This window comes from Paraburkholderia sp. J63 (genome assembly GCF_905220245.1).
Taxonomy (GTDB): Bacteria; Pseudomonadota; Gammaproteobacteria; order Burkholderiales; family Burkholderiaceae; genus Paraburkholderia.
The window spans coordinates 50,755-73,479 of record NZ_CAJMZF010000019.1 but is presented as its reverse complement, the minus strand read 5'-3'; the positions used below and the strand labels follow the sequence as shown (position 1 = coordinate 73,479).

Annotated in this window: 22 protein-coding genes and 1 pseudogene; 12 read left to right on the top strand and 11 right to left on the bottom strand. The window is 60.0% G+C overall.

Annotation, left to right across the window (positions count from 1 at the left end; all coding sequences use genetic code 11):
* Positions 1-27: 27 nt before the first annotated feature.
* The 5 genes from U5775_RS20905 to U5775_RS20885 all read right to left on the bottom strand — a co-directional run bounded on the left by U5775_RS20905 (position 28) and on the right by U5775_RS20885 (position 6,820).
* A complete protein-coding gene (locus U5775_RS20905; RefSeq protein WP_322059998.1) occupies positions 28-1,746 on the bottom strand; it encodes an ABC transporter ATP-binding protein in 1,719 nt (572 codons plus the stop codon).
* Positions 1,747-2,742: an ABC transporter permease gene (locus tag U5775_RS20900; protein ID WP_322059997.1), complete on the bottom strand. Its 996-nt coding sequence runs from the start codon at positions 2,740-2,742 to the stop codon at positions 1,747-1,749.
* Positions 2,743-2,778: 36 nt separating this feature from the next.
* Entirely contained in the window at positions 2,779-3,735 is a 957-nt protein-coding gene (locus U5775_RS20895; protein WP_322059996.1) for an ABC transporter permease, read from the bottom strand.
* Positions 3,736-3,808: 73 nt separating this feature from the next.
* Complete coding sequence (locus U5775_RS20890; RefSeq protein ID WP_322059995.1) at positions 3,809-5,428, bottom strand: ABC transporter substrate-binding protein; 1,620 nt, start codon at positions 5,426-5,428, stop codon at positions 3,809-3,811.
* Positions 5,429-5,524: 96 nt separating this feature from the next.
* Complete coding sequence (locus tag U5775_RS20885) at positions 5,525-6,820, bottom strand: FAD-binding oxidoreductase (RefSeq protein ID WP_322059994.1); 1,296 nt, start codon at positions 6,818-6,820, stop codon at positions 5,525-5,527.
* A 389-nt stretch (positions 6,821-7,209) separates the two neighbouring features.
* Here U5775_RS20885 and U5775_RS20880 point away from each other — a divergent pair, with 389 nt between their 5' ends.
* Both U5775_RS20880 and U5775_RS20875 read left to right on the top strand, forming a co-directional pair.
* Positions 7,210-8,106 carry an N-acetyltransferase gene (locus U5775_RS20880; protein WP_322059993.1) on the top strand — a complete coding sequence of 299 codons (897 nt, stop codon included), beginning with the start codon at positions 7,210-7,212 and terminating at the stop codon, positions 8,104-8,106.
* 97 nt (positions 8,107-8,203) lie between these two features.
* Positions 8,204-8,698, top strand: coding sequence for an Lrp/AsnC family transcriptional regulator (locus tag U5775_RS20875; RefSeq protein ID WP_322059992.1), 495 nt, complete (start codon positions 8,204-8,206; stop codon positions 8,696-8,698).
* A 101-nt stretch (positions 8,699-8,799) separates the two neighbouring features.
* On the opposite strand, the gene U5775_RS20870 is transcribed toward U5775_RS20875, so the two are convergent.
* From U5775_RS20870 to U5775_RS20855, 4 genes are all read right to left on the bottom strand, one after another.
* Positions 8,800-9,156 carry a cupin domain-containing protein gene (locus tag U5775_RS20870; RefSeq protein WP_322059991.1) on the bottom strand — a complete coding sequence of 119 codons (357 nt, stop codon included), beginning with the start codon at positions 9,154-9,156 and terminating at the stop codon, positions 8,800-8,802.
* Positions 9,157-9,176: 20 nt separating this feature from the next.
* Positions 9,177-9,875, bottom strand: a complete 699-nt coding sequence (locus U5775_RS20865; RefSeq protein ID WP_322059990.1) for an HAD-IA family hydrolase — start codon at positions 9,873-9,875, stop codon at positions 9,177-9,179.
* Positions 9,872-10,516, bottom strand: coding sequence for an AraC family transcriptional regulator (locus U5775_RS20860; protein WP_322059989.1), 645 nt, complete (start codon positions 10,514-10,516; stop codon positions 9,872-9,874). Before U5775_RS20860 ends, U5775_RS20865 begins: the two co-directional genes overlap by 4 nt.
* Before the next feature lie 281 nt (positions 10,517-10,797).
* Entirely contained in the window at positions 10,798-11,367 is a 570-nt protein-coding gene (locus U5775_RS20855) for a porin (protein ID WP_415913618.1), read from the bottom strand.
* Between the two features lie 37 nt (positions 11,368-11,404).
* Between U5775_RS20855 and U5775_RS20850 the strand changes: the two are divergent.
* Positions 11,405-11,737: pseudogene (locus U5775_RS20850) on the top strand (IS6 family transposase); the annotation flags it as partial.
* A gap of 222 nt (positions 11,738-11,959) precedes the next feature.
* Here the strand turns inward: U5775_RS20850 and U5775_RS20845 are convergent.
* Both U5775_RS20845 and U5775_RS20840 read right to left on the bottom strand, forming a co-directional pair.
* On the bottom strand, positions 11,960-12,409 hold the full coding sequence (locus U5775_RS20845) for a MarR family transcriptional regulator (protein WP_322059988.1): 450 nt from the start codon (positions 12,407-12,409) through the stop codon (positions 11,960-11,962).
* Positions 12,410-12,585: 176 nt separating this feature from the next.
* On the bottom strand, positions 12,586-12,852 hold the full coding sequence (locus tag U5775_RS20840) for a hypothetical protein (protein WP_322059987.1): 267 nt from the start codon (positions 12,850-12,852) through the stop codon (positions 12,586-12,588).
* Between the two features lie 533 nt (positions 12,853-13,385).
* Here U5775_RS20840 and U5775_RS20835 point away from each other — a divergent pair.
* From U5775_RS20835 to U5775_RS20795, 9 genes are all read left to right on the top strand, one after another.
* Positions 13,386-14,102 carry a hypothetical protein gene (locus U5775_RS20835; protein WP_322059986.1) on the top strand — a complete coding sequence of 239 codons (717 nt, stop codon included), beginning with the start codon at positions 13,386-13,388 and terminating at the stop codon, positions 14,100-14,102.
* 20 nt (positions 14,103-14,122) lie between these two features.
* On the top strand, positions 14,123-14,971 hold the full coding sequence (locus U5775_RS20830) for a fumarylacetoacetate hydrolase family protein (protein ID WP_322059985.1): 849 nt from the start codon (positions 14,123-14,125) through the stop codon (positions 14,969-14,971).
* A 31-nt stretch (positions 14,972-15,002) separates the two neighbouring features.
* A complete protein-coding gene (locus U5775_RS20825) occupies positions 15,003-15,971 on the top strand; it encodes an aldo/keto reductase (protein ID WP_322059984.1) in 969 nt (322 codons plus the stop codon).
* Positions 15,971-17,593, top strand: coding sequence for a bifunctional 3-(3-hydroxy-phenyl)propionate/3-hydroxycinnamic acid hydroxylase (locus tag U5775_RS20820; RefSeq protein ID WP_322059983.1), 1,623 nt, complete (start codon positions 15,971-15,973; stop codon positions 17,591-17,593). The genes U5775_RS20825 and U5775_RS20820 overlap by 1 nt, the downstream gene beginning before the upstream one ends.
* A gap of 77 nt (positions 17,594-17,670) precedes the next feature.
* Positions 17,671-18,567, top strand: a complete 897-nt coding sequence (locus U5775_RS20815; protein ID WP_322059982.1) for a VOC family protein — start codon at positions 17,671-17,673, stop codon at positions 18,565-18,567.
* Positions 18,568-18,752: 185 nt separating this feature from the next.
* A complete protein-coding gene (locus U5775_RS20810; RefSeq protein WP_322059981.1) occupies positions 18,753-20,024 on the top strand; it encodes an MFS transporter in 1,272 nt (423 codons plus the stop codon).
* A gap of 137 nt (positions 20,025-20,161) precedes the next feature.
* Positions 20,162-21,070, top strand: a complete 909-nt coding sequence (locus tag U5775_RS20805) for a TauD/TfdA dioxygenase family protein (RefSeq protein ID WP_322059980.1) — start codon at positions 20,162-20,164, stop codon at positions 21,068-21,070.
* A gap of 126 nt (positions 21,071-21,196) precedes the next feature.
* Positions 21,197-21,574: a VOC family protein gene (locus U5775_RS20800; RefSeq protein WP_322060061.1), complete on the top strand. Its 378-nt coding sequence runs from the start codon at positions 21,197-21,199 to the stop codon at positions 21,572-21,574.
* A 105-nt stretch (positions 21,575-21,679) separates the two neighbouring features.
* Positions 21,680-22,705: a LysR family transcriptional regulator gene (locus tag U5775_RS20795; protein WP_322059979.1), complete on the top strand. Its 1,026-nt coding sequence runs from the start codon at positions 21,680-21,682 to the stop codon at positions 22,703-22,705.
* The last annotated feature ends 20 nt before the right edge of the window (positions 22,706-22,725 follow it).

Genomic DNA, 22,725 nt, shown 5'->3' with positions numbered 1-22,725 from the left:
TTCGTGAATCGTGATGGTGTGGGGGACTCACGCCGCGGTTTCGATCTTCGGCAGTTCGACTTCGTCGATCCAGCCGCGTCGCAGTTCGGGCACGGAGCGCGAGAGCAGTTCGTAGTACGGATGATGTGGACCGCGGTCATAGTCCTCGCGCGCGACCTGCGTCACCCGGCGGCCGTGCTGCATCACGACGATTTCGTCGCAGATGGCGCGCACCGTGTGCAGGTCGTGGCTGATGAAGAGATACGAGACGCCAAGGTCCTTGCGCAGATCGGCCATCAGGTCGAGCACTGCGGCGCCGACCACGCTGTCGAGTGCGGAGGTCACTTCGTCACACAGCAGCAGATCGGGTTCGGCGGCAAGCGCGCGGGCGAGGTTGACGCGCTGCTTCTGACCACCCGACAGTGCTGCCGGCGCACGCTCCATCAGCGTGCGGGGCAGGCGCACCATGTCGAGCAAGTGGGCGATGCGCGTGCGCAGTTCCTTACCCTGGAGGCCGTGATAGAACTGCAGCGGCCGGGCGAGAATACGCTCGATGGTATGCGAGGGGTTCAGCGCAGTATCCGCGATCTGGAAAACGATCTGGATACGGCGCAGCTCGTCGCGGCTGCGTTGTTCGAGCTGCGGCGACAGCGCCTTGCCGTCGAACGCAATACGGCCTTCGAACGGCGCGATCAGGCCGGCCACGGCGCGCGCGAGCGTCGTCTTGCCGGATCCCGATTCGCCGATCACGCCGATTGCCTGTCCGCGATGGAGCTTCAGGTCGACGTTGTCGAGGATGCGGTTCTGGGGGCGCCCCTGCGCGTCCAGCGGGCCGTAGCCCGCGCACAGCCCGTCAATCTGCAACAGCGGTTGCGGCGCCTTGCGCGTGTCTTCGGGCACCGCGCGAAGCAGCGGGGCGTCGGCGCGCGCGCTGGGCGCGCCTGGAGTGACCGGTGCGATGAGTGCGTCGTCCGATGCGTCGTGATGGCGCTCCTTCGGGCGCGCGGCGGCCAGCAGGCTGCGCGTGTAGTCGTCGTTGGGCGCGTGCAGGATCTGATCCGACTCGCCGTATTCGCGCATCTTGCCGTGCCGCAGGACGAGGATATGGTCCGCGACCTGCGCGACCACCGCCAGATCGTGGCTGACATACACGGCGCTGGTCTTGCGCTGCTGGACGACGCGACGGAAGGCGCGCAGCACCTCGACCTGCGTGGTGACGTCGAGCGCCGTCGTCGGCTCGTCGAGGATGACGAGATCGGGATCGGTGATCAGCGCCATCGCGGCCATCAGCCGCTGCAACTGACCGCCCGATACCTGATGCGGATAGCGCGCGCCGATGGTTTCCGGGTTCGGCAGTGCCAGTTCGCGGAACAGCTCGACCGCGCGCTTTTCGGCTTCGGCGCGCGGCATCGTCCCGTGTATGCGCGCGGGCTCGACGACCTGGTCCATGATCGTGCGCGACGGATTGAACGACGCCGCCGCGCTCTGCGCGATATACGTGACCACGCGGCCACGTAGCGTGCGCTGGCCGGCGGCATCCAGCGCGGTGACGTTGCGTTCGCCGACGCTGACGACGCTGTCGGGCGCGATCGCGCAGCCCTCGCGTGCATAGCCCATCAACGCGAGCGCGGTGGTGGTCTTGCCCGAACCGGATTCGCCGATCAGCGCGAGCACCTTGCCCGGCTCGATGTCGAACGCGAGGCGCTCGACGAGCACGGCGTCGCCTGCCGAGATGGTCAGGTCCTTGACATGAATTGCGGCGCCCATTTAGTCTGCCTCCCCATCGGCGGCGTTCGTGGCTTGCGCGCCGCGCGCCGCATTGAATTTCAGGTTGAGTCTGGCCTGACGGCGCGCATCGCGGCCGGCCTTGCGCGCGCCGCCCGGCAGGTTGTCGATCACGAGATTCACGGAGATCGTCAGGCTGGCGATCGCCAACGCCGGTGCGATGACAGCGAGCGCGCCTTCGGCGAGTCCGTCGAGGTTCTCGCGCACGAGCGAGCCCCAGTCGGCGTCGGGCGGCTGGATGCCGAGGCCGAGGAAGCTCAGGCTCGCGAGCAGCAGCACGACGTACACGAAACGCAGCCCCAGGTCCGCGAGCATCGGACTCAGGATGTTGGGCAGAATCTCCTGCAGCATGATGTAGCCCATGCCTTCGCCGCGTGTGCGGGCCACCGCGATGTAGTCCATCGCGTGGATGTTGACCGCGAGCGAGCGGGCGATGCGGTAGGCGCCAGGCAGATAGATGATCGCCGCCGTCGCGGTTAGCATGACGGTCGACGAACCGAACGCCGCCACCATGATGAGCGCGAACATCTTGCTCGGAATCGCCGTCAGCGTGTCGAGCGTGCGGCTTAGCACGGCGTCGAGCTTCGGGCCGCCGACGATCGCCAGCAACGCGAGCGCGGTGCCGATGCCGCTCGCGAGCAGCGTCGCGATCAGCGCCAGGCCCACGGTGTAGCGGGCGCCCATCATCACGCGATCGAGCATGTCGCGGCCGAGATAGTCCGTGCCGAGCAGATGGTGTGCGCTCGCGCCGGCGAAGATCTGCACGTTGTCGGCCGACGTGCTGCTGCCGTCACCGGCGAGCGGCCCGGCGATGGCCGCGGCGATCCAGACAAGCACGATCAGCAGACCGATCCAGCCCGGCACCCCCAGGCCGCCGAGCGTACGGCGCAGGCGGATGAGGCGCGGGTGGGCGCTCAGGTCGGGCACGGCTTCGGCCGGATGCGGCGCGAGTTTGCGCCGAGAGGTGGATTGGGTCATCGTAGTGAGCTCCACAAACTAGAGGGTGACGACGCGTTAGCGGTGACGCAGACGCGGATTGCCCAGAATTGCGCAGATATCGGCGAGCGTGACGAGGACGAGGTAGGCGAAGCAGAAGATCATCGCGCAAGCCTGCACCACCGGCATGTCGCGCTGGCTGACGCTGTCGACCATCAGCTTGGCGATGCCCGGATAGTTGAAGATGGTTTCGATGATGATCACGCCGCCGAGCAGGTACGAAAGGCTCAGCGCCACGGCGTTGGCGATCGGGCCGATGGCGTTGGGCAGCGCGTGGAACATCACCATGCGCAACGACGAGGCACCCTTGAGGCGCACCATTTCGATATATGGCGCCTTCAGCTGGTCGATCAGCGCGGCGCGCGTCATGCGCACCATCTGCGCGACGATCACGCAGCACAGGCACATCACCGGCATCGCGAGTGCGCGCAGCACGCGGCCAAATGGCGCGCCGTCGTCCAGATACGCGAGCGCCGGCAGCCACTGCAGCTTGACGGCGAAGAGCAGCACGGCGAGCGAAGCGACCAGAAACTCCGGCACCGAAACGACTGCCAGCACGCCGACGCTCACCGCCCGGTCGAAACCGCGGCCACGCAGGACGGCGCACAGAATGCCGAGCGCGAGCGCGATCGGCACGGAGACCAGCGTGGTGATGCCGGCGAGGAGCAGCGAATGCGACAGGCGGTCGCCCACCAGGCTCGCCACGCTCAGATGGGTGAGCATGGATTCGCCGGCATGGCCGGTGAGCATGCCGGTCAGCCAGTGCCAGTAGCGGATGGGTGCGGGCACGTCCAGCCCCATCTGCGCACGCAGTGCCGCCACGGCCTCGGGCGTGGCGGCCTGGCCGAGCTGCGATTGCGCGGCGTCGCCGGGCAATACCGCGGTGATCGCGAACACGATGGCGGAGATCGCGAGCAGCGATAGAACGGCAGCGCCTACGCGGCGTGCCAGCAGGCGAACAATGACAGTGTTCACGTCGGACTCCTCTGAAATGGACAACTCGCCGTGCATTGATGCGTTGCGCGGCGATTCATGCTTTGACCTTCGATCAGGCAGACAGCCATACATGCTCGCCGAACGAGTAACCCATCATGCCGCCGAGCGGAATCGGCGAAAGCCCTTGCAGCTTGTTGCTGTGGCCGTCGAGCGTCGCAAGGAACAGCGGTATGCCGATGCCCGCGTCGTTGTGGATCATCGTCTGCATGTCCGCGTAGATCTGCTTGCGCTTTGCCACGTCGATCTCGGCGCGCGAGGTGAGCAGCAATTGATCGAACTTCGGATTCTTCCAGCGCGACTCGTTCCACGGTGCGTCGGACTTGAAGAACTGCGTGAACAGCGTGTCGGCGTTCGGGCGCGGATTGACCGTGCCGAAACCCACCGGCGCGGTAAGCCAGTAGTTCGACCAGAAGCCGTCGGCAGGCATGCGCTTGACATCCAGATTCAGGCCGACCTTGCGCGCTGTCTGTTGCAAGATCAGCGCCATGTCAACCGAGTACATCGCGGCGGGCGAAGCCACCACGGGAATCGGCGTGCTGCCCAGATTGGCCTTGGCGAGGTAGTACTTCGCCTTGTCCAGATCCATCTGCGTTTGCGGCAAGCCCGGCGCGTAGAAGCGGTTGGTCGGGTCGATCGGCTGATCGTTGCCGAGCACCGCGTAACCCAGCGCGATCGACTGCTTCATCAGGTTACGGTCGAGCAGCAGCTTCATCGCCTGAACGAAGTTGGGGTTGGCGCCCGGGCCGGCGTCGCGATGCATGATCAGGTCCGTGTACTGGCCCGATTGCGTGACGAACACGCTGGCGCTCGACGAGCTTTTGACGCGGGCAACCGAGCGCGGATTGATCGACGCGACCAGATCCATGTCGCCGGAGAGCAGGGCGTTCACGCGTGCGTTTTCGTCGCCGATACCCACGAATTCGATCTCGTCGAGATACGGCAGGCCTGGCTTCCAGTAGTTCGGATTCCGTACGACTACCGAGCGCACGCCCGGCTGGAATGTCTGCAGCTTGAACGGACCCGTGCCGATGCCCTTCGAGAAGTCGGTCGTGCCGTCCTTGACGACATGGAAGTAGAAGGTGCCGAGAATGACGGGCAGGTCTGCGTTCGGCGCGGAGAGCGTCACCGTGACTTCGTTCGGACCCGTGGCCTTCACGCTGTCGATCTGGTCGGCGAGCGTCTTGGCCTTCGAGGCAACCGCCGGATCCTTGTGGCGCATGATCGAGAACACCACGTCGGCGGGCGAGAGCGCCTTGCCGTCGTGGAAGGTCACGCCTTTGCGAAGCTTGAACACCCACACGCGCGCATCGGTCGTGGTGAACGATTCGGCGAGCGCGGGCCGCGGCGCGAGCGCGCCGTCGAGTTCGACCAGGTTGTTGTACAGCATCGTGCCGCGGCAGTAGTCGGTCTTGTTCGACTGCTTGGCTGGGTCCAGCGTGTCGTTCGCGGACGCGTTGTCCCCCGCGACGCGGATCTTGCCGCCCTTGCGTGGCGTTTGCGCGTGCGCCGTGCTCGCCACGCCGGCGAGCGTGCCGGCCATCGCCAGTTGCATGCCGCCTGCCGCGAGAATGCGCAGCACATCGCGCCGTGTTGCGCCGTGTTGGAGAGCGGCGACCAGACGGTCCGATTCCGGTGCGCCAATGAGGGTTTCGAGTTTCTTGCGTTCAGACATGGCTACACGTTCCTGGGGACAAGGTCATGGTTGAAAACGGGAATTCGCTTGCATCAAACTGTGTCATGAAGATCGTCGAGCAGCACGCGTCGTTTGTCAGGCGATTGCGTCTTTCATCTTGTAGTAAAGGCCGATGAACGGCAGGAACCACGGCGGCCCGAAGTGGCCCGGCACTGCCGGCCAGCTGCGCTCCGCCCACGGGTTGGCTGCGCGTTCACCCAGCATCGTGCGGGCGATGCAGTGGCCCGTATGCGTGGACATTTGCGTGCCGTGGCCGCTGAAACCCATTGCGTAGTAGAGGCCGTCGCGTTCTCCGGCATGGGGCAGGCGGTCCTGCGTCATGTCGACGATGCCGCCCCAGCAATGCGTGAGCGGCACGTCCGCGAGTTGCGGGAAGGTGTCGAGCAGTCCCGCGCGCAAAATTTCTCCGCTGGTCGCGTCCGATTGCGGGTTGGACACCGCGAAACGTGCGCGGCCGCCGAAGATCAGTCGATGATCGGGCGACATGCGGAAGTAGTGATGCAGATTGGACGTCGTAACGTACGTGCGGCGCTCGCGCAGCAACGCGCTTGCGCGTGCCTCGCCGAGCGGCGCGGTCGCCACGATAAAGCTGCCGATCGGCACCACGCGGCGGCGGATCCATCCAAAGCTGCCGTAGTCGCCATGCCGCGTTGCGCCGGTCGCGAGCAGGACCTTGCCCGCCTGCACGGTGCCGCGCGTAGTCTGCACGCGATAGCCGTGCGCCGATTGCGCGATACGCTGCAGACGCAACGCCTCGGTGCGCGTATGAATCTGCGCGCCCGCGCGCATCGCCGCGTCGGCGAGACCCTTGCCGAAGCGGCCCATGTGCATCTGGGCGCTCTTCCGGTAGAGCAGGCCGCCGTGATAGCTGTCGCTGTCGACCTCGGCACGCACGGCGTTGCGATCGAGCAGTTCGATATCGGTGTCCACGCCGTCGGCGATCAGGCGCTCGTAGCTGCGGGCGAGCGAATCGTAATGCGCGGGGCGCGACGCCAGTTTCAGCTTGCCGTGACGCACGAAATCGCAGTCGATCGCTTGTTCGCGCACGATGCGCTCGACGGTATCGACGGCGGCGTCGTAAAGCTGATAGAACGCACGCGCTTTTTCCGTGCCGATTTTGGCGGCGAGACAGGCGTAATCGACGGCGAGACCGTTGTTCACATGACCGCCGTTACGGCCGGAAGCTTCGGCGATCACCGTGTCGTTCGCTTCGAGCACGACCACGCGCGCGTCGGCTCGAGCGAGCGTCAGCGCGGCGGACAGGCCGCAAAAGCCGGCGCCGATCACCACCACGTCTGCGCTTGCCGGCAGCGGCGCAACGGTGCGCTCAGCCAGCTCGACATTTTCCTTCCAGTACGAATCCAGTTTCATCGACTAACGCGGCCTCCAGGGTCAATCAATACATCATTCACGCGGGTTTGCTTCGCTAGCCGCGACAGGACGCGTTCATGCGCTCACGTGCCGCCCGGGTGAAAAACCATGCTGAAATTGAATCACGCCAAAACCGGGGCTTCGCGTCGTATTGACCGGGTCGCGCAGAGGGAACTGCGGTTTATGGGGGGCTCGGCAGCATTGTTTGCCGTTTGGCGAAGAGGCCGCCCAGCTCACTCGTTTCTTTAGGAATCGCTGAAAAACGTCGCGAAAAAGATAGTCGGGCTTGTGCCAATGGACGGTGTCGAGACACGAAACACGTGGCGTTTTTCCTAGCGATCAAAAATACTTTTACGGGATCATGAGGCTGATAGAACCATTCGACCGTCATGAACGATTCAACCAGACGCGAGCCGGTTGTGGCAGCGGCGCAGTTGTCCCTGCGCGATTTGAGCGAGACGGATCTGCCTGTCGCGCAGCGATTTTCGGAACAAGCGGGTTGGCCGCATCGGCTAAGCGACTGGCAGTCGCTGACCGCGCTTGGAGTGGGCCGCGTCGTGATGTGCGACGGCGAGATCGCGTCGATCGGGCAAATCTTCACATGGGACGAGCAGGCGGCATCGATCGGCCTGCTGGTCTCGGACGAGACGCATCGCGGCGGCGAGGCCGAAACGCTGCTGCTGCGCGATCTCCTCGCGCGCGCGGGCGCGCGCAGCGTGACGGTGCATGCTTTCGGACATTGGCGTCACACCGTCGAGCGCTTCGGCTTTCGCGAGAGCGGGTCGGTTCTGCAGTATCAGGGCCGCCCGCGTCCCGCGCCGCTGATCGCCATACCCGCAGGCACCCGCCTGCGTCCTGCGAGCCGCGCGGACGAAGTCTTGCTGTGCGAACTCGATGCCCGCGCCAATGGGGTGATGCGCGAGCGGCTCATCTCCGCGTGGCTCGATCAGCCTATTCAGGCCATCGTGCTCGACGACGAAGAATCGGGCCAGGGCGTACAGGGCTTCGCGTTCCTGCGCCGCTTCGGGCGCGGCGCTTTCATCGGCCCGGTCGTGGCGACCAATCCTCAACTGGCGCGAGCATTGATCGCGCATCTTTGCGGCATGGCGGCCGGCAAATTTCTGCGCCTCGACGCGGTCGAACACCACGCGGCACCGATGCAGGCGTGGTTCGAAGGCCTTGGGTTGACCTGCGTGAATCGTGTCCCCAAAATGACGCTCGGCAGCCTTCCGACTGGCGCATCGGATCTGCATACCTTCGTTGTGGCGGCGCAGGCGCTGGGCTAGGCGGGCGGCGCATCGACCGACGAGGCCCCCGGGCGCAGCAGCCGCTGCCGACAGTCACAGACACCGTCTGGTTTGCGGAACTTTGGGATAGTGAAGTATGAGTACAAATATGCAGCTGGACCGACTGGACTTGCGCATCCTGAGCCAGCTTCAAAAGAATGGGCGAATGACCAATGTGGATCTGGCCGAAGCGGTGGGTTTGTCGGCCAGCCCTTGCCTCAACCGTGTCAAGCGCCTGGAACAGGCGGGCTTCATTAGCGGATACAGCGCCCAGATCCGGATGGAGAAGATCGGTGACATCCTGACGGTTTTCACGGAAGTGACCTTATCCGACCATCACCGTGAGGACTTTATTCGCTTCGAGAAAGCGGTGAAGGAACTGGACGAAGTGGTCGAATGCCATCTGGTGAGCGGCGGCTACGATTACCTGCTCAAGGTCATGGCGCGCGGCGTCAACCATTACCAGGAGTTAATGGAAGGCTTACTTGAACGCAACATCGGCATCGAGAAATACTTCAGCTACATCGTGATCAAGTCGCCTTTCATCAAGACGCACTATCCGATCGAGAAAGTCTTCGGCGGCAAGGTCTGAATCGGCGCTCATCTGGAGGCGTCGCTGGACGATGCGTTCTCGCTCGAAGGCGTGCATCGTCCAGTACGCGCCAGTACGCGCGAGTGAGCGCGGTATTGCGCCTACTCGGCTGCCATCACGACATAGACTTTGCGCAGTGGCGTCTTGATGTCCCAGACGCCGGTGGTGTTCGCCGGGAAAAACAGCGTGTCGCCGGCCTTGATCGGCTGAGCCTCGCCGCCCGTCGGGGTGAACGTGCATTCGCCCGAGAGGATGTGCATGACTTCAGCGTTGGCCAGATGCCGCGAGAAGCGGCCGATGGACACTGCCCACAGCCCCGAGCGGTTGTTGCCCGCGCCTTCGAGCGGGACTTCCAGCGTTTGTGTCACGCAGGCAGGTTCGGTGATCGGCGCGCCGACCGGACCCGAGGGTGTGAGAGCCTGGCATTGCGCGCTTTGCGAGAGGATGGTGATCGGCATGACGTGATCTGGCTCCTCGCTTATTTGCCTGCTTCCACGGCGTCGGCTAGTTGCGCGAGCGTGTGGAAGTGGTAGTCGGGCACCGTGTGGGCAGACTCGATCGTGCCGCCCGAACTGGGCATGCCATGACGGCGCTCGATCCAGCACGTCGTGATGCCGAGCTTCTTCGAGATGCCGATGTCGTGATACTGGCTTTGCGCAACGTGCAGATTGTCTTCCTGCCTGAGGCCCCATGCCTGCTCGTAGCGGCCGCGGGCATACGCGAAATATTGCGCGTCCGGCTTTTCGCACAGCGCGTTATCGCAGGCGAGCAGCATGTCGAACGGTTCGCCGAGGGTCTTCGAGAAATGCGCGAGCGCCCACGTCTGCGCGTTGGTCATCGTGACCAGCTTGAAATGCTTGTTGAGGCGTTTGAGCGCTTCCACAGAGTCCGGGAACGCGGGCCATTCTGATACCGAGTCGCGAAAACCCTTGGCGACGCTGTCGCTGTCGGGCAAACCCAGGCCCGGGGCGATCAATTTCCAGCACAGTTCCAGATCGTCCGGATACCAAATTGTGTCGGCACGCTTGCGTGCCTGGCGATAGGCAGCCAGGAAGTCCTCGTCCGAGACCTTGCTGTCGCCGGCAACTGAGTGCAGGTAGTTCAACATGCCGCGCTCGAAATCGATGAGGGTACCGACCACGTCGAACGTTAAGACTTTGAAGCGTTTCAGACTCATGTGTAGCTCGCGGATGAGAGGGGAATGAGGCGGGCCGGCGTGTCGCCGGTCGGTTGTTGCTGGAACTGTTTGGGGCTCATGCCGCAGTTCGCTTTCATGGCGCGCGACAGATGGCTTTGATCGTAGAAACCCGACGCCTGTGCCGCCGCGGCGTGCGCCACGCCTTGGCACAGCAGTTTCTGCGCGTGCTCGATTCGAATTCGCGTAACGTAGCGATGCGGTGACTCTCCGGTCAGACCTTTGAAGATCACGGTGAAACGCCACATACTCAGACACGCGCGGGCCGCAAGCGTCGCGACGCCAAGATCGCCGCCGGGGCTCGCATGAATATGTGCGATCACCCGTTCGACGCCGGCGCGCGTGCGCAGCCCATGCTGCGCCCGGCGGCCGGTGCGCGCATCGGTCGTCGGGACCGATTGGCCGCGCCACCCAGGCAGGCGCGTCAGCGCCGGCTGGAGCCCGTGCATCGAACGGTCGAACGGAGTGCCTTCCCACGCAGTCGTGGCGGGCGTCACAATTGGCGCTGCGACAGGGGCTGTCGACGGTGCCTTTATGGGCGCCGCATTCGAAGCCAGAGCAAGGTCGGACGTGAATTTCATAGGAAAGAGCTTACGATCGCTCACACCATGGAAAAAACTCATTTGGCCGCGTCCGGCAGTATCAAATCGCGATGACGATAGGTGCCTCCGTAGAATATGCGGGCCCGCTCGAACGGTTCGTGACGGGTGTGGGCGCACAGGCCCGTTTCTGTTTAGGGGCATCTGGGCGTACCACGGCTTTGCGCTGCGTCCCCTAATTTTCTATCAAATCCAGTCGTTGATCCTTGCGAACTATCCGAGCCAAAACGACCTTATTGCGACCCCCACCGGAGCGCGCCGCCTCGAAGTTCGACCCAGCGGTCCACTTTTCACCGCGCAAGCGATCAGCGACCGACGATCGCGCCGAACGCGATGTACGACCAGACCGCTCCCACGGTCGCCGCGCCGAACGTGTAGGCGCCGCCGGCCGCCGCCAGCTTCTCGTTGCTGGCCGACGCATAGCCGCTGTAGACCGGCGTCGCGGTCATGTTGTTGTTCACGGCGGATGAGCTCGGCGTGCTGCCGAAGTACGACTGATTCGGGTTCCTCGCATACAGATAGCCCGCGCCCAGCGAAAGTGGACCGTTGCTGTAGCCGATGCCAAACGAATAAAGCTGATTCCGTGTGAAATCACCGGCCGCGCCGCCGAAACTGTAGAAGCCGCCGAAGGTCAGTCCTCGGGACGTGGGGCTCGTGTACTTGACCGCGTTATTCACGCGGTTCGAATTGTTGAGATTGTCGATGTCACCCGGATGCGCCGCGATATATCCGCCCCATTGACTGCCTGCTTCGTAGATATCGACGTAATCGGTCACCAGATCGTACTGACGGCCGAGTGTGACCGCGCCGTACGGACTCTGCAGGCCGACGAACGCCTGGCGGCCGAACCCGGGGCTGTGTCGCGTTAAGCACAAAGGTAAAATCGACAGCCCGACACCGCTGACGAACACGATGGCCCGAACGAAGAATACCTCAAGCAAGATGCTGCCGGATGGCACTGGCAAGGTACTGAAGCGGCTGCACGACCCACTGGACGTGATCCTTCTGTGCGTACGCTGGTACGTGGCGTACTCATTGAGCCTGCGCAACCTCGAAGAGATGATGCTCGAGCGTGGAATCGAGGTAGATCATTCGAGCGTGCATCGCTGGGTCATCAAGCTCGTGCCGTTGTTCGAAAAGTCGTTTCGCAAACGCAAGCGTGCGGTGGGCAGGAGCTGGCGCGTCGATGAGACCTACGTCAAGGTCAAAGGCCAATGGAAGTATTTGTACCGCGCCGTCGACAAGGCGTTGCTGCGACTCCTGCCGAGAAATTTTATTCTCTCTTGACATAAATAGTCCTGTGCATCGATGGAGTTCAGCCTTCCCATCTTTGTTATTGCGACACAGCCAGTTTTTGTCTTCATGCCCGTATAACGCACCACGCACTATTTGGTACACACGTCAGTATGTGTAATGGAATGGGTCATCGCACCGTCGACGCTTTGCCAGCGATTTACGGATAATTTCTTAGTCCTGGGAAAACTGTGATGAAATTGCTTCGCGAAATTCCCGGAGAAGCTTCATTAAATTCGCTATGCGTTGTTCACCGTACAGGTCAATGATTTGTTCGTTGATTTCTATAATGTCTGGCGTAATTCTTTCGATTAACTCATGACCATCACGAGTCAGATAAATCGGCGCAAAGCGTTGTTTTCTTTGCTGTTCACGTCGAGCCACCAGTTTTCGGTCGGTTAAGTCACGAACAATTCGAGTAAGACTGGCTGGCAGCAGTGAGGTGGCTACAGCAATTTCAGTGAGATCCATTTCTGATCGAGCACCGACCGTCCGCAACACTCGCCATTGCTGCTCGGTAAGGTCTGCATCGCGTAACAGCGGTCGAAGCGGCATCATGAGCGATTCGCGCGCGCGAGCCAGCAGTAAAGCTAAAGATTCGTCGATCGGCTGGAGTGTTTGCACCCGCGGACGGTCGGTTCTTCGCGTAGACGACGCGGCTGACTCCGGTTCTGGACCGGGTGGGAAAATTTTGTTCATCTATCGATAATGAGAATTGGAGGGCATGGAGTTTTGACCTTGGCGATATTCTTGAGAACTTAAACGGATTCGCTTCGTGAATCGACTGAAAAACCGGAATTTTATAAAAAATAAAGGCAGTAAGATGGTATTGATTTGATTTTCGCTCCTGAGCCGTCATGAAGCGGAGATTCCTTGAACTCCGATACGACCGGCTTCAGGGCGAGTGTTTGCGGCTCATGATAGCCAAATGCTGGCTCGATGTCATCGGTGGTCACATCCAGCGCCTCTATGTCCGATTCGTGCGGAGCCTGCGGCCCGCCGGGCCGGCCGCTTTCCCCGGCGGCGTCAGGGCAAAGTATTGCGTCCGTGAGTTTCCTCTTAAGCATACTGGCATCAGTCAGGCGCTGCGCCGGCGGCCACCGACCGATGTACGAAACAATCTATTCAGTAATCGCAGCCCGACTGACGGGGATAGCATAACTATGGCCGAGCGGTCTGAGGAGATGTTGGCGACCCCGCTCGGTTGCTGGGAGCCCGCGCGGGAAACGATGCAGCGCTGTATGGACATCGGCGATCATCCAGCCGGGTCCCAACGGGAATCCGAGTGGGGGGCCTCCGTCGCTCGCCCAGGTCGGAGGGAATGCTTTCGCTTGTGCTATCGGCTCTGGGACACAACGCGCCAGCGACGCGAACGAAGGCCCGTCTATCCGCGAATCGTCGACGCCAGTGCTCGCTGCGTGGCTGGGTACGGCTTGCTCGATCCCTTAAAAAAAGAAATCAGCTGAAAAGCGGCATTGCGAACTTCCAGGAGTTCGGCCCGACGATCTGGAGACAGAGGAAACCCTGGCTATCCGCAGTGATTTAACATGTTAAGTTGTGTGCGTTGGCGTGATACGCCTGATCGAGAACAGGAGGACATGTGACAGACCAATCCGAAAGCGAATTCAGCAGTTTGGCTAAGAAGCTCCAAGGAGTTTCTGTCGGAACTATCTCGCTTTCCCTGATAAAGCGAGGGTATCGGCATTGCCAGATAGAGCGGATCCATCCGGTTACGGCTGCATCCCGATTCGTTGGCCGCGCGCGAACACTTTCGACTCTGCCGTACCGGGAGGACAAGGTTGCCGACGTACAAGGCGAGCGGCGTTCGCGCAATGCACATCGGGAAATAGTCAACGGTACCGGGCCGAACGATGTCATCGTTGTTGCTGCACGTGGGGTTTTGCACGCTGCTGTGATCGGCGATCTGCTGATCGAATGCGCGAAGGTAAACGGTGCCGTCGCTTTCGTGACTGATGGAGCGGTTCGCGATACGCGGAATTATCCCGCCGATTTTCCCGTGCATGCCGGTGCGACCCATACGATGACATTCCGGAATGTTCACGCCGCGGCCGAGATCAACGTTCCGGTAGCCTGCGGGGAAGTGCTGGTCGAACCAGGCGATCTCATCGTCGGTGATGAAGACGGCGTCGTAGTCGTTCCATGGAAGATTGCCCCGGAAATAGTGGAGGCCAGTTGCGAGCAGGAGGCTCTGGATGAATTCCTGAAGGCGAAGATTGCCAAGGGCGCTTCACTCGATGACGTGGCGCCACCCACGGAGGCCGTCATGGCCGAATATCAAAAAATGAATACGCGGTAACGTCGAGGGACAGAACTTTCATGAAACTCGCTACCTTTTCCAGCAACGGATCAATCCGCGTCGGCGTCGTTGACGACAAACGGGAAACGATCCAGTCCATCGATGGCGCGGCATCTATGCTCGATCTGGTCCAGTTACCGGTTGCCGAGATCCACGGCCGAGTGCGGGGACAGTACCATCAATTGGCTGAGGTCAAGCTCCTGGCGCCGTTGCCGCAACCCCGGCGAAATATCTTTTGTATCGGCTGGAATTATTTGGCTCATTTTGAGGAGGGGAAAGATACCCGTCCGCCCGTCGAACTTCCCGAGCGACCGTCCATTTTTACCAAGGCAACGACGACCGTTTGCGGTCCATACGATGACGTCAGGCTTCACGCGGAAACCACCCAAAAGCTGGATTGGGAGGCAGAGTTGGCCGTCGTGATTGGTCGAGGAGGTTCGGATATTTCCGAGGCAGACGCTTTAAGTCACGTATTTGCTTATACCGTCGCGAACGATGTTTCAGCGCGAGACGTGCAGCGCGCCCACGGCGGGCAGTGGTTCAAGGGAAAAAGCCTCGATGGCACTTGTCCGATCGGCCCCTGGTTGACCACGTCGGACGAGGTAGACCCCGCTGCACTCACCGTCGCTTGCCGCCTTAATGGCGAAACCATGCAGCGTGCGCATACGCGGCAAATGATTTTCTCTGTTGCAAGGATTATTGCGGAACTCTCGCGTGGAATGACACTTCTGAGTGGCGACGTCATTCTTACCGGCACCCCTGAGGGGATTGGCGGTTCACGAGTCCCTCCTGTCTTCCTCAAGCCGGGCGATGTGCTCGAAACGGAAATCAGCGGGTTGGGCGCATTGCTCAATCACATTGTTCCTTGAGTTTCAAATACAGCAATAGGCGAGCACCACTATGAGATTTCGTACCATTCCAGGACTCTCCCTGGCGACCTCCGAATTGTCCATCGGCTCCTGGAAGACTTTCGAAACGATGGAGTTCGACGATATCGTGGCCGTTATTGCCGCATGTTTCGATGCCGGCATCAATTTTATCGATGATTGCAGGTATGGCCGTGCGCCAGGTGTTCCCGGCGGCATTCCGACCACAGAGGTCATCGTCGGGAGGGCGCTGCGTGAAATCGGTCGTCCCCGCCAAGAATACGCGATCGCGGACAAGCTTTGGTGGGATCAGTATCCGCGGCTCTCTCTGCGTGAGCAGCTTCTCAAGGCACTACGCAGGCTGGATCAGGAATACATCGATCTCCTGTACATCGATCGCCCCGATCGTCTGGCGGTCGCCCACCCGGAGCTAACGTTCGACTACGAGAAGCTTGTCGTCTCGATCGCCGAGGAAATGGCGGCGCTCAAACAGGATGGTTTAATCAAGGCATACGGATTCGCTAATTCCAAACCTGAAGCCATCAAACGGATTTTTTCCATCGTCGACGTCCATTCGTTGCTTGCCCCTGCCGTGGCACAGATTCGTTACAGCCTGGTCGAACCGGAAGCTTCGGTCAGCCCCGAGCTCGACGCCTTGCACCTGTCGCACGGGCTGATGCTTACGGCGACCACCACCATGGCAGGCGGAATTCTCAGTGGTAAATATCTTGAATCCGACGCCCATGACGGTGGGAGACTCAGCAACAAGCAATCCGAACTGGACGGCCGTTCGATGGATATCGCAAGAAGTCTTGCCGCTCTGGCGTCCGAAAATCGGCTTCCCGCCACCGCACTGGCGATGAGCTTTCCCTTGCAGAATCCGGCGGTGGCATCCGTTGTTTTTGGCGCACGTACGGTCAATCAGGTCAAAGAGAACTTGCGCGCGCAGGAAGTCGACGCGCTCGGCATCAATGCCGAAATTCTTGCACTTGCGAGCGCATAATGAGCAGAATCGAGACGGATTTCGATGTCGCAGTGGTCGGATACGGACCCGTCGGCGCTACTGCTGCCAATCTTCTGGCTCGTATGGGGCTGAAGGTTGTTGTGCTCGAACGTGAAACCGATATTTACGACAAGCCACGTGCCATCGGCGGCGATCACGAATTTTTCCGCGTGATGCAATGGTGTGGTATCGGCGATCAATTCGCAAAGCACACGGTTGCCTACCGCGGCAGCGACTATCTCGGAGTAGACGGAGAGGTTATCCGGAGCTACGCGGCGCCGCTTCCCCCTTATCCGCTGGGCTGGCCGCCGTCATTCCTGTTCTTGCAGCCCGAACTGGAACGTATGCTACGGGCAGCGGCAGAGCGGCGGGACAATGTAACCACCTTCCTCGGCTACCGTTGGACAGGCCTTGAAAAAGTGGCCGCCGGATACGACGTGATGGCGGAGCACACGGCGACGGGAGAACCGATCGTCGCTCGTGCGAAGTACGTCCTCGCATGTGATGGCGCCAGCAGTCCCATCCGGACCCAGCTGGACATTCCGCTCGACGACCTGCAATTCGATGAAACGTGGGCAGTGATCGACGCATGGTTACTGGATCGAGATGCGGTACCCGACAGGAATATTCAGTATTGCTGGCCTAAGCGACCGGCCTCTTACATTATCGGGCCAGGCACGCTGCGACGCTGGGAATTGAAGTTGCTTCCTGGCGAGGATCGCGAATCGTTTGACGAAACTGCCCTTGCCGATGCCTTGAGCGCCTATGTCGATCTGAAAGCGATCAACCTCTGGCGGACGGCCGTCTATCGCTTCCACGCGCTTGTCGCCAGGCGTTGGCGCCATGGGAACGTCTTTCTGGTCGGAGACTCGGCACATCAGACCCCGCCGTTTCTCGGCCAGGGGCTGTGCTCAGGGATTCGCGACGTGGCAAATCTGGCATGGAAACTCGCCATGGTGGTTCGGGGAAGGGCCGCCCCGTCGTTGCTCGACAGTTACGAGCTCGAGCGGGAACCTCAAACTCGAAGATTGGTCGAGCTGGCGAAAGAGGCCGGAATCGTCATCGGCGAACTTGATGAGCAAGCCGCGCGAGACCGCGACGCGCGTTTGCTCGTGACCCGCTCGAATGCGCCTCAAGCCACGCAGCGCCATCGCGCCATTCCGGGAATACAGGCTGGGATACTGGGCTCGAGCGGCGACAACATATTCTCGAATGACGCTGGATCGCTCTGCGTGCAACCGCTTCTGAAGTCAGTGGGGGGGCAGGTCGCATTGTTTGACGAAGTGATCGATCTCAAGTTTGTGATCGCAATTGCGTCTGACGATGCCCAATACTGGCTGGATGAAGAGGACGCGGAATTCTGGACCGACATTGGCGGAACGTTCGTGAAGATAAGATCGGATACCACCGAAGCCGACGCAGTTTGCCCCGCGGGCGGGAGTGTCGTGCTCGAAACTGAGGGGGTGTTTCGCGATTTCATGAGCAGTCAGGGCTATGCGGCGCTCGTCATGCGCCCGGATCGATACGTCTATGGCACAGCACGCACGCGGGCAGAACTGAAACGCCTGTTACTAACACTGCGATTCCAGCTCGATGAATCGAGCAGCATTCAGGAATCCTGATCTCAGGGAAGATCAGATTTCATTTTTATTCCGTTACGGAAATTATCCGCACTGGAATCGACGATCAGGAGATAGGCATGGCTTTGCATGGTATTTTGAGCATTACTCTGGGCGTTCCGGACGTCGGAGCCACCGGCGATTATTACGAAGCCTTTGGACTCACTCATCTCGGCGAGCACCAATACGGAACGGTAGAGGGAGGCCATCAACTCACGCTCGTTGAGACACCCAGGCGACAACTCATGGAAATATGCTTTGGCGCGGATACGTCTGGCGATTTGCAGGGGATATCGAAAAGCCTGGCGCGTCTTGACCTGCCTTCTTCCGTCGAGGGGGACATCTTGCGCACAGCCGAGCCGGTTTCGGGAACGGCCGTCAGCATCCGCGTCGCCCCCCGGATCTCGCAACGTGCCGCCAAGGCGCCTCGGCTCAACCTTCCTGGCGACTATGCGAGGCCGAACGAGCGAATCGATGCATTTTACCGTACCAATGCGGTCAAGCCACGCAAGCTCGGGCATGTAGTGCTTGGATCTTCCAATGCGAAGGCTACCCGCGAATTCTTTTTGGCCGGCCTCGGATTCAAGGCGTCCGACACGGTCAATGGCGTGGGAACGTTCATGCGCTGTTCCACGGAACATCATAACGTGTTCCTGCTCGACTCGAAAGTCGACTTCTTGCATCACACGGGATGGCAAGTCGAGGATGTCGACGAGGTCGGGCGTGGTGCGACGCAGATGATCAAGCGAAACGACGAGACGCATGTCTGGGGGCTCGGTCGGCATTACATTGGTTCGAACTTCTTCTGGTATTTGCGCGATCCGGCCGGCAATTTCGTTGAATATTATGCTGATATGGATCATATCGAGGAGGATTTTGACTGGGTGGAGGGTGTGCAGAAAACCGGTCTTGGATGGGGACTTAAACCTCCGCATACCTTTACCAGCCCTATGGATCTGATTGGATTCGAAGGATGAGTGCCCCCCGCACCTGCAATTCGAAAAAAGCGGCGCGGGAAAAGGGCTGCTGCCACTGACTTTCAGTGGCGGCCCCGGAAAGCGCTCAACACCTCATCAGCGCCTATTGGAGCGCTCAGGGGCGGGATAGACGGGATTCAGTCGGCATCGCATCAGATCGTATTGAAGACAAGAGGAGACTCGATATGAAAAATGTTCATAATCCACTGACCAGGTGGATCGTCCTTGTAGGGTCCGCAATTGCGTTGATGGTTTCGTACTCTCCGGCAATTCAACAGCCATGGGGTATTTATATGAAACCGATTGCGGCGAGCTTTGGGTGGGACCGCACAATGGTTACCCTGGGCTATTCGATTGTCCCTCTGGTTGCTGCACCGCTGGCCTTTTTTGTCGGACTGGTTATCGATCGAGTGGGGAATCGTTGGGTCATTCTCGTCCAGGCCATCGCGATTCCTGCGCTGTTGATGGCGTTCAGTACGTTGCAACCCGTGATGTGGCAATTTATTCTCATCACGTGCTTTGGCGGGGTTGTGAATAGCTTGTCGACGCCAGCTTCTCTCACCTCGGTCTTGCTGCAATGGTTCGACAAACGCCTGGGAATGGCCCTGGGGCTATCCATGGCGGCGTTGGGCGTGGGGACTGCGCTCCTGCCGCCCGTCATTTCGCACTGGATTACGCTCTGGGGCTGGCGGGAAGCCTTCCGGGTCGAGGCGATGATCCTGGGTACGATCGGGATTCTGAACGCGCTATTGCTTGTTTGGGACAATAAAGAGGTCGTGGCCGCGAAGAGGCGCCACCTGGGCAGTGCAGCGGCGCTAGGCGGGTTTCCCTTGCGCGAAGCGGTCGGACATCCTGTTTTTTGGCGGCTCGTTGTGTGTTTCTTCCTGATGGGGATGACTTTTGCGGGCGTCTCGGTCCACTTCGTTTCTATCATGATCGATCAGGGCATGTCGCCGCAAAAGGCCGCTATGTTCTTTGGCCTGATGGGAATCGCCCAGATCTCGGGGCGCTTGCTGTGTGCGGCCATCCTTGACCGCCTCAAAATTATCCGGTTTTCTACTTCGATCTACATGTTCACAACTGCGGCCCTGGCGTTGCTGTTGTTTTCGGTGCCGGGGCGTGAATTTCTTGTTCCCATTTTCCTGGGACTGGCGGCGGGCGTCGAAGTTGATGTAATGGGATTGATCGTTCGCCGGTGGTTCGGGATGCAATCGGCCGCGAGAATTTACGCGCTCGGCTTCATCGGTTTTATGCTCGGTGCGTCTTCCGGGCCGCTTGTGATGGCTTCTTTCTATGACCGGCTGGGATCCTACCGTGCTCCGTTGCTTATCTTTATGCTCGGCACGGTCGTTGTTGCGTGGCTTTTTGCCGGAATTGGCCGGTATCCTCAATTGAAAGACGAAAAGAACAAGGCGGACGAAATGCTATATGTTGCCGGTCACGGTGCGACTTCCTGAGCGGCTATCGAATTTGATTTAAGCGGGTTGTAATATCGTCAAACTTCATTGAATTTCAACGGAACATTCTTGATAAGACGATTTGCGGCGGAAATTTTATCTGATAAATGGTAGCGATTACCTGGCAGGAGTTGGAAATGAAAATTACAGCGTCGGGATGCGTGTTGGGCGCCGTTGTCGAGGAAGTCGATCTCGCGGATGAACTCGATGAATTGAATTTCGCGAAAATTGTTCGTGCTTTGAGCGAGCACGGCGTGTTGCGGTTTCCCAAGCAGATGTTGACGCCGATTCAACTCAAACAGTTCAGTCAACGGTTCGGGAGCCTGCAGGCCTCGCCAACCGGAAAGGACTGTGAAGCAGGTCTTCCCGAGGTGACGATACTCTCGAACATCGTCGAGAACGGAAAGCCGCTGGGTGCGCCGGATGCGGGCCAGGATTGGCACACCGACATGTCGTACAACAATGTGATTGGCTACACGAATGTGCTCTACGGGATCGAGATTCCTCACCGAAACGGCGAGGCGCTCGGCGCCACCATGTTTGCGAACATGAAGTTGGCATACGACGATCTCCCGGATCATTACAAGCAATCCTTGTCGAAAGCGGTTGCCGTGCACGATTTCAATAAGTTCTGGGAGGCGACGCGAGCTCGGCCGGGTAGCAGGCGCGGGCCCATGACCCCGGAAATGCGGGCATCCTTGCCGCCGTCGCGACATCCGGTCTTCCTTGATCATCCCGTAACCGGTGACAAGATTCTTTATGCCAATCCAGGTTACACGGTCTCGATCGAGGGAATGAGCGACGAAGAGAGCCAGGAGACGTTAAGTTTTCTCTTTGCGCACCAATTGCAGGAGAAGTATCAATACTTCCATCGCTGGAGCGTCGGGGACGTATTAATGTGGGACCATATCGGGACGTTGCATATGGCGAATCCCGACTATACGGCTTCCGAGCGACGCCTCATCAAGCGGTGCCAGGTCATGGCCGACCGGGTGTTCAACCCGTCGTTTGTACAGCGCGTTCTGGCTCCTTTGGCGCTGGGTTGAGGTCCATTCGATCGTCAGTGGCAGATGGGATTTGACAACCTGAGAAGCGAAGTTCCGCGACGCCTCGGAACTTCGCTTGTGATAGGCGTGTCGCCAGGAATGAACAGGAGTCCATGTGTGAGGCTGATGCATACAATGTTGAGGGTGGAAGACCTCGAAAAATCGCTTTCTTTTTATGTGAATGTCGTGGGGATGAGGCTGGTTCGTCGACACGACTATCTGGAAGGGCGCTTCTCCCTGGCGCTGCTTGAAGATGGACAGAGTGGCTCCACGGCCCGACTAGAGCTCATGCATGCGTGGGACGTAAAACACATTCCTCCCGGCGAGGCACTCGGACATATCGCATTCGAGGTAGAGAACGTTTTTGATGCATGCAAGGAAGTCGAGGCGCGGGGCGGTCTGATTACGCGCCAGGCCGCGCGGATGATGTATGGAAAACGTGTTTTCGCGACGGTTCAGGCGCCGGGCGGATACAGCGTTGCACTGATCCAGAAGGCGGATTAGCGCGATTCTCGTGAACGGCGCCAACGGATGGTCGCTGATGCTACTGGGCGCGAGCGGATGCAGGATGGGCATTTCGAGAACGCCTGAAATGGCCCCGGTATTTGTATGTACTTTATTCATGGCCTGCCTTGCGTTTCTGCTGCCGACTGGACAGCGATTTCCCGGCCGGCATTATTCTGGCAGGTCACTACGATGGATAAACTGGACTGCTTGCGCACTTTCCTCGAAGTAGTGAGGCATGGAAATTTCACGTTTGCAGCAGAACACCTGGGTATTTCGAAGGCCAGCGCGTCGAACCAGGTGGCGGCGCTGGAGCAGACTTTCGGCGCGACCCTGATCGCGCGCACGACCAAGCAGGTCGCGCTTACGCAGGCGGGAGAGCAGATATTCGGGTTGGCCGCCAAGTTGCTGGCCGACTACGGTGAAATGCTCGATTCTGTCGGGAGGCTTGAAGAGGGCGTCAAGGGGACGTTACGGATTGGCGTGCCGCCTTCATTCGGCGCGCGCTACCTGACGCCCATGCTCCTTGAATTTGCCGCGCAATATCCCTTGGTCGAAATCAAGATATTTGCATGTAATACCATTGACCAGTTCACCGCACAAGGTCTTGATGTTGCAATTATTGTTGCCCAGACGCTGCCGGATTCGAGCCATAAGGCGTTCTTGTTGGCTGAGTCTCCTCAGGTTTTGGTGGCGGCAAAAACCTATCTCGATCGATGCGAGCCTATAAAAACGCCTGAGGACCTGAAGCGTTGCAATTGTCTCGTGAACCTGCTCAACTCCCCCGGCTCGATATGGCGGTTCAAAGGGCCGTTTGGCGTGGAGTCGGTGCATGTACATGGCACCTTGAGCGCTTCGGTTGGCGAGGTGATCAAGCAGGCTGCCCTGCTAGGACATGGCATCGCCATGCACCCCTACTATATGTTTGCGGGCGAGATCGAGAGCGGTCAGTTGTGCAGGGTCCTGCCGGAGTACGAGCCGCATAGCACGTCGATTCACGTCTTGTATTCGAACCGCGATTTGATGCCTGCAAGAACGACTTGTCTGCTCGATTTCCTGCGCGGCTGGGCCAAGCAGCCCAAAATATGGGAGAGTCCGGTTCCCGCCGATGTTCATGGTAATGATCTGTGAATCGCGCCGGCGTGGGGTCG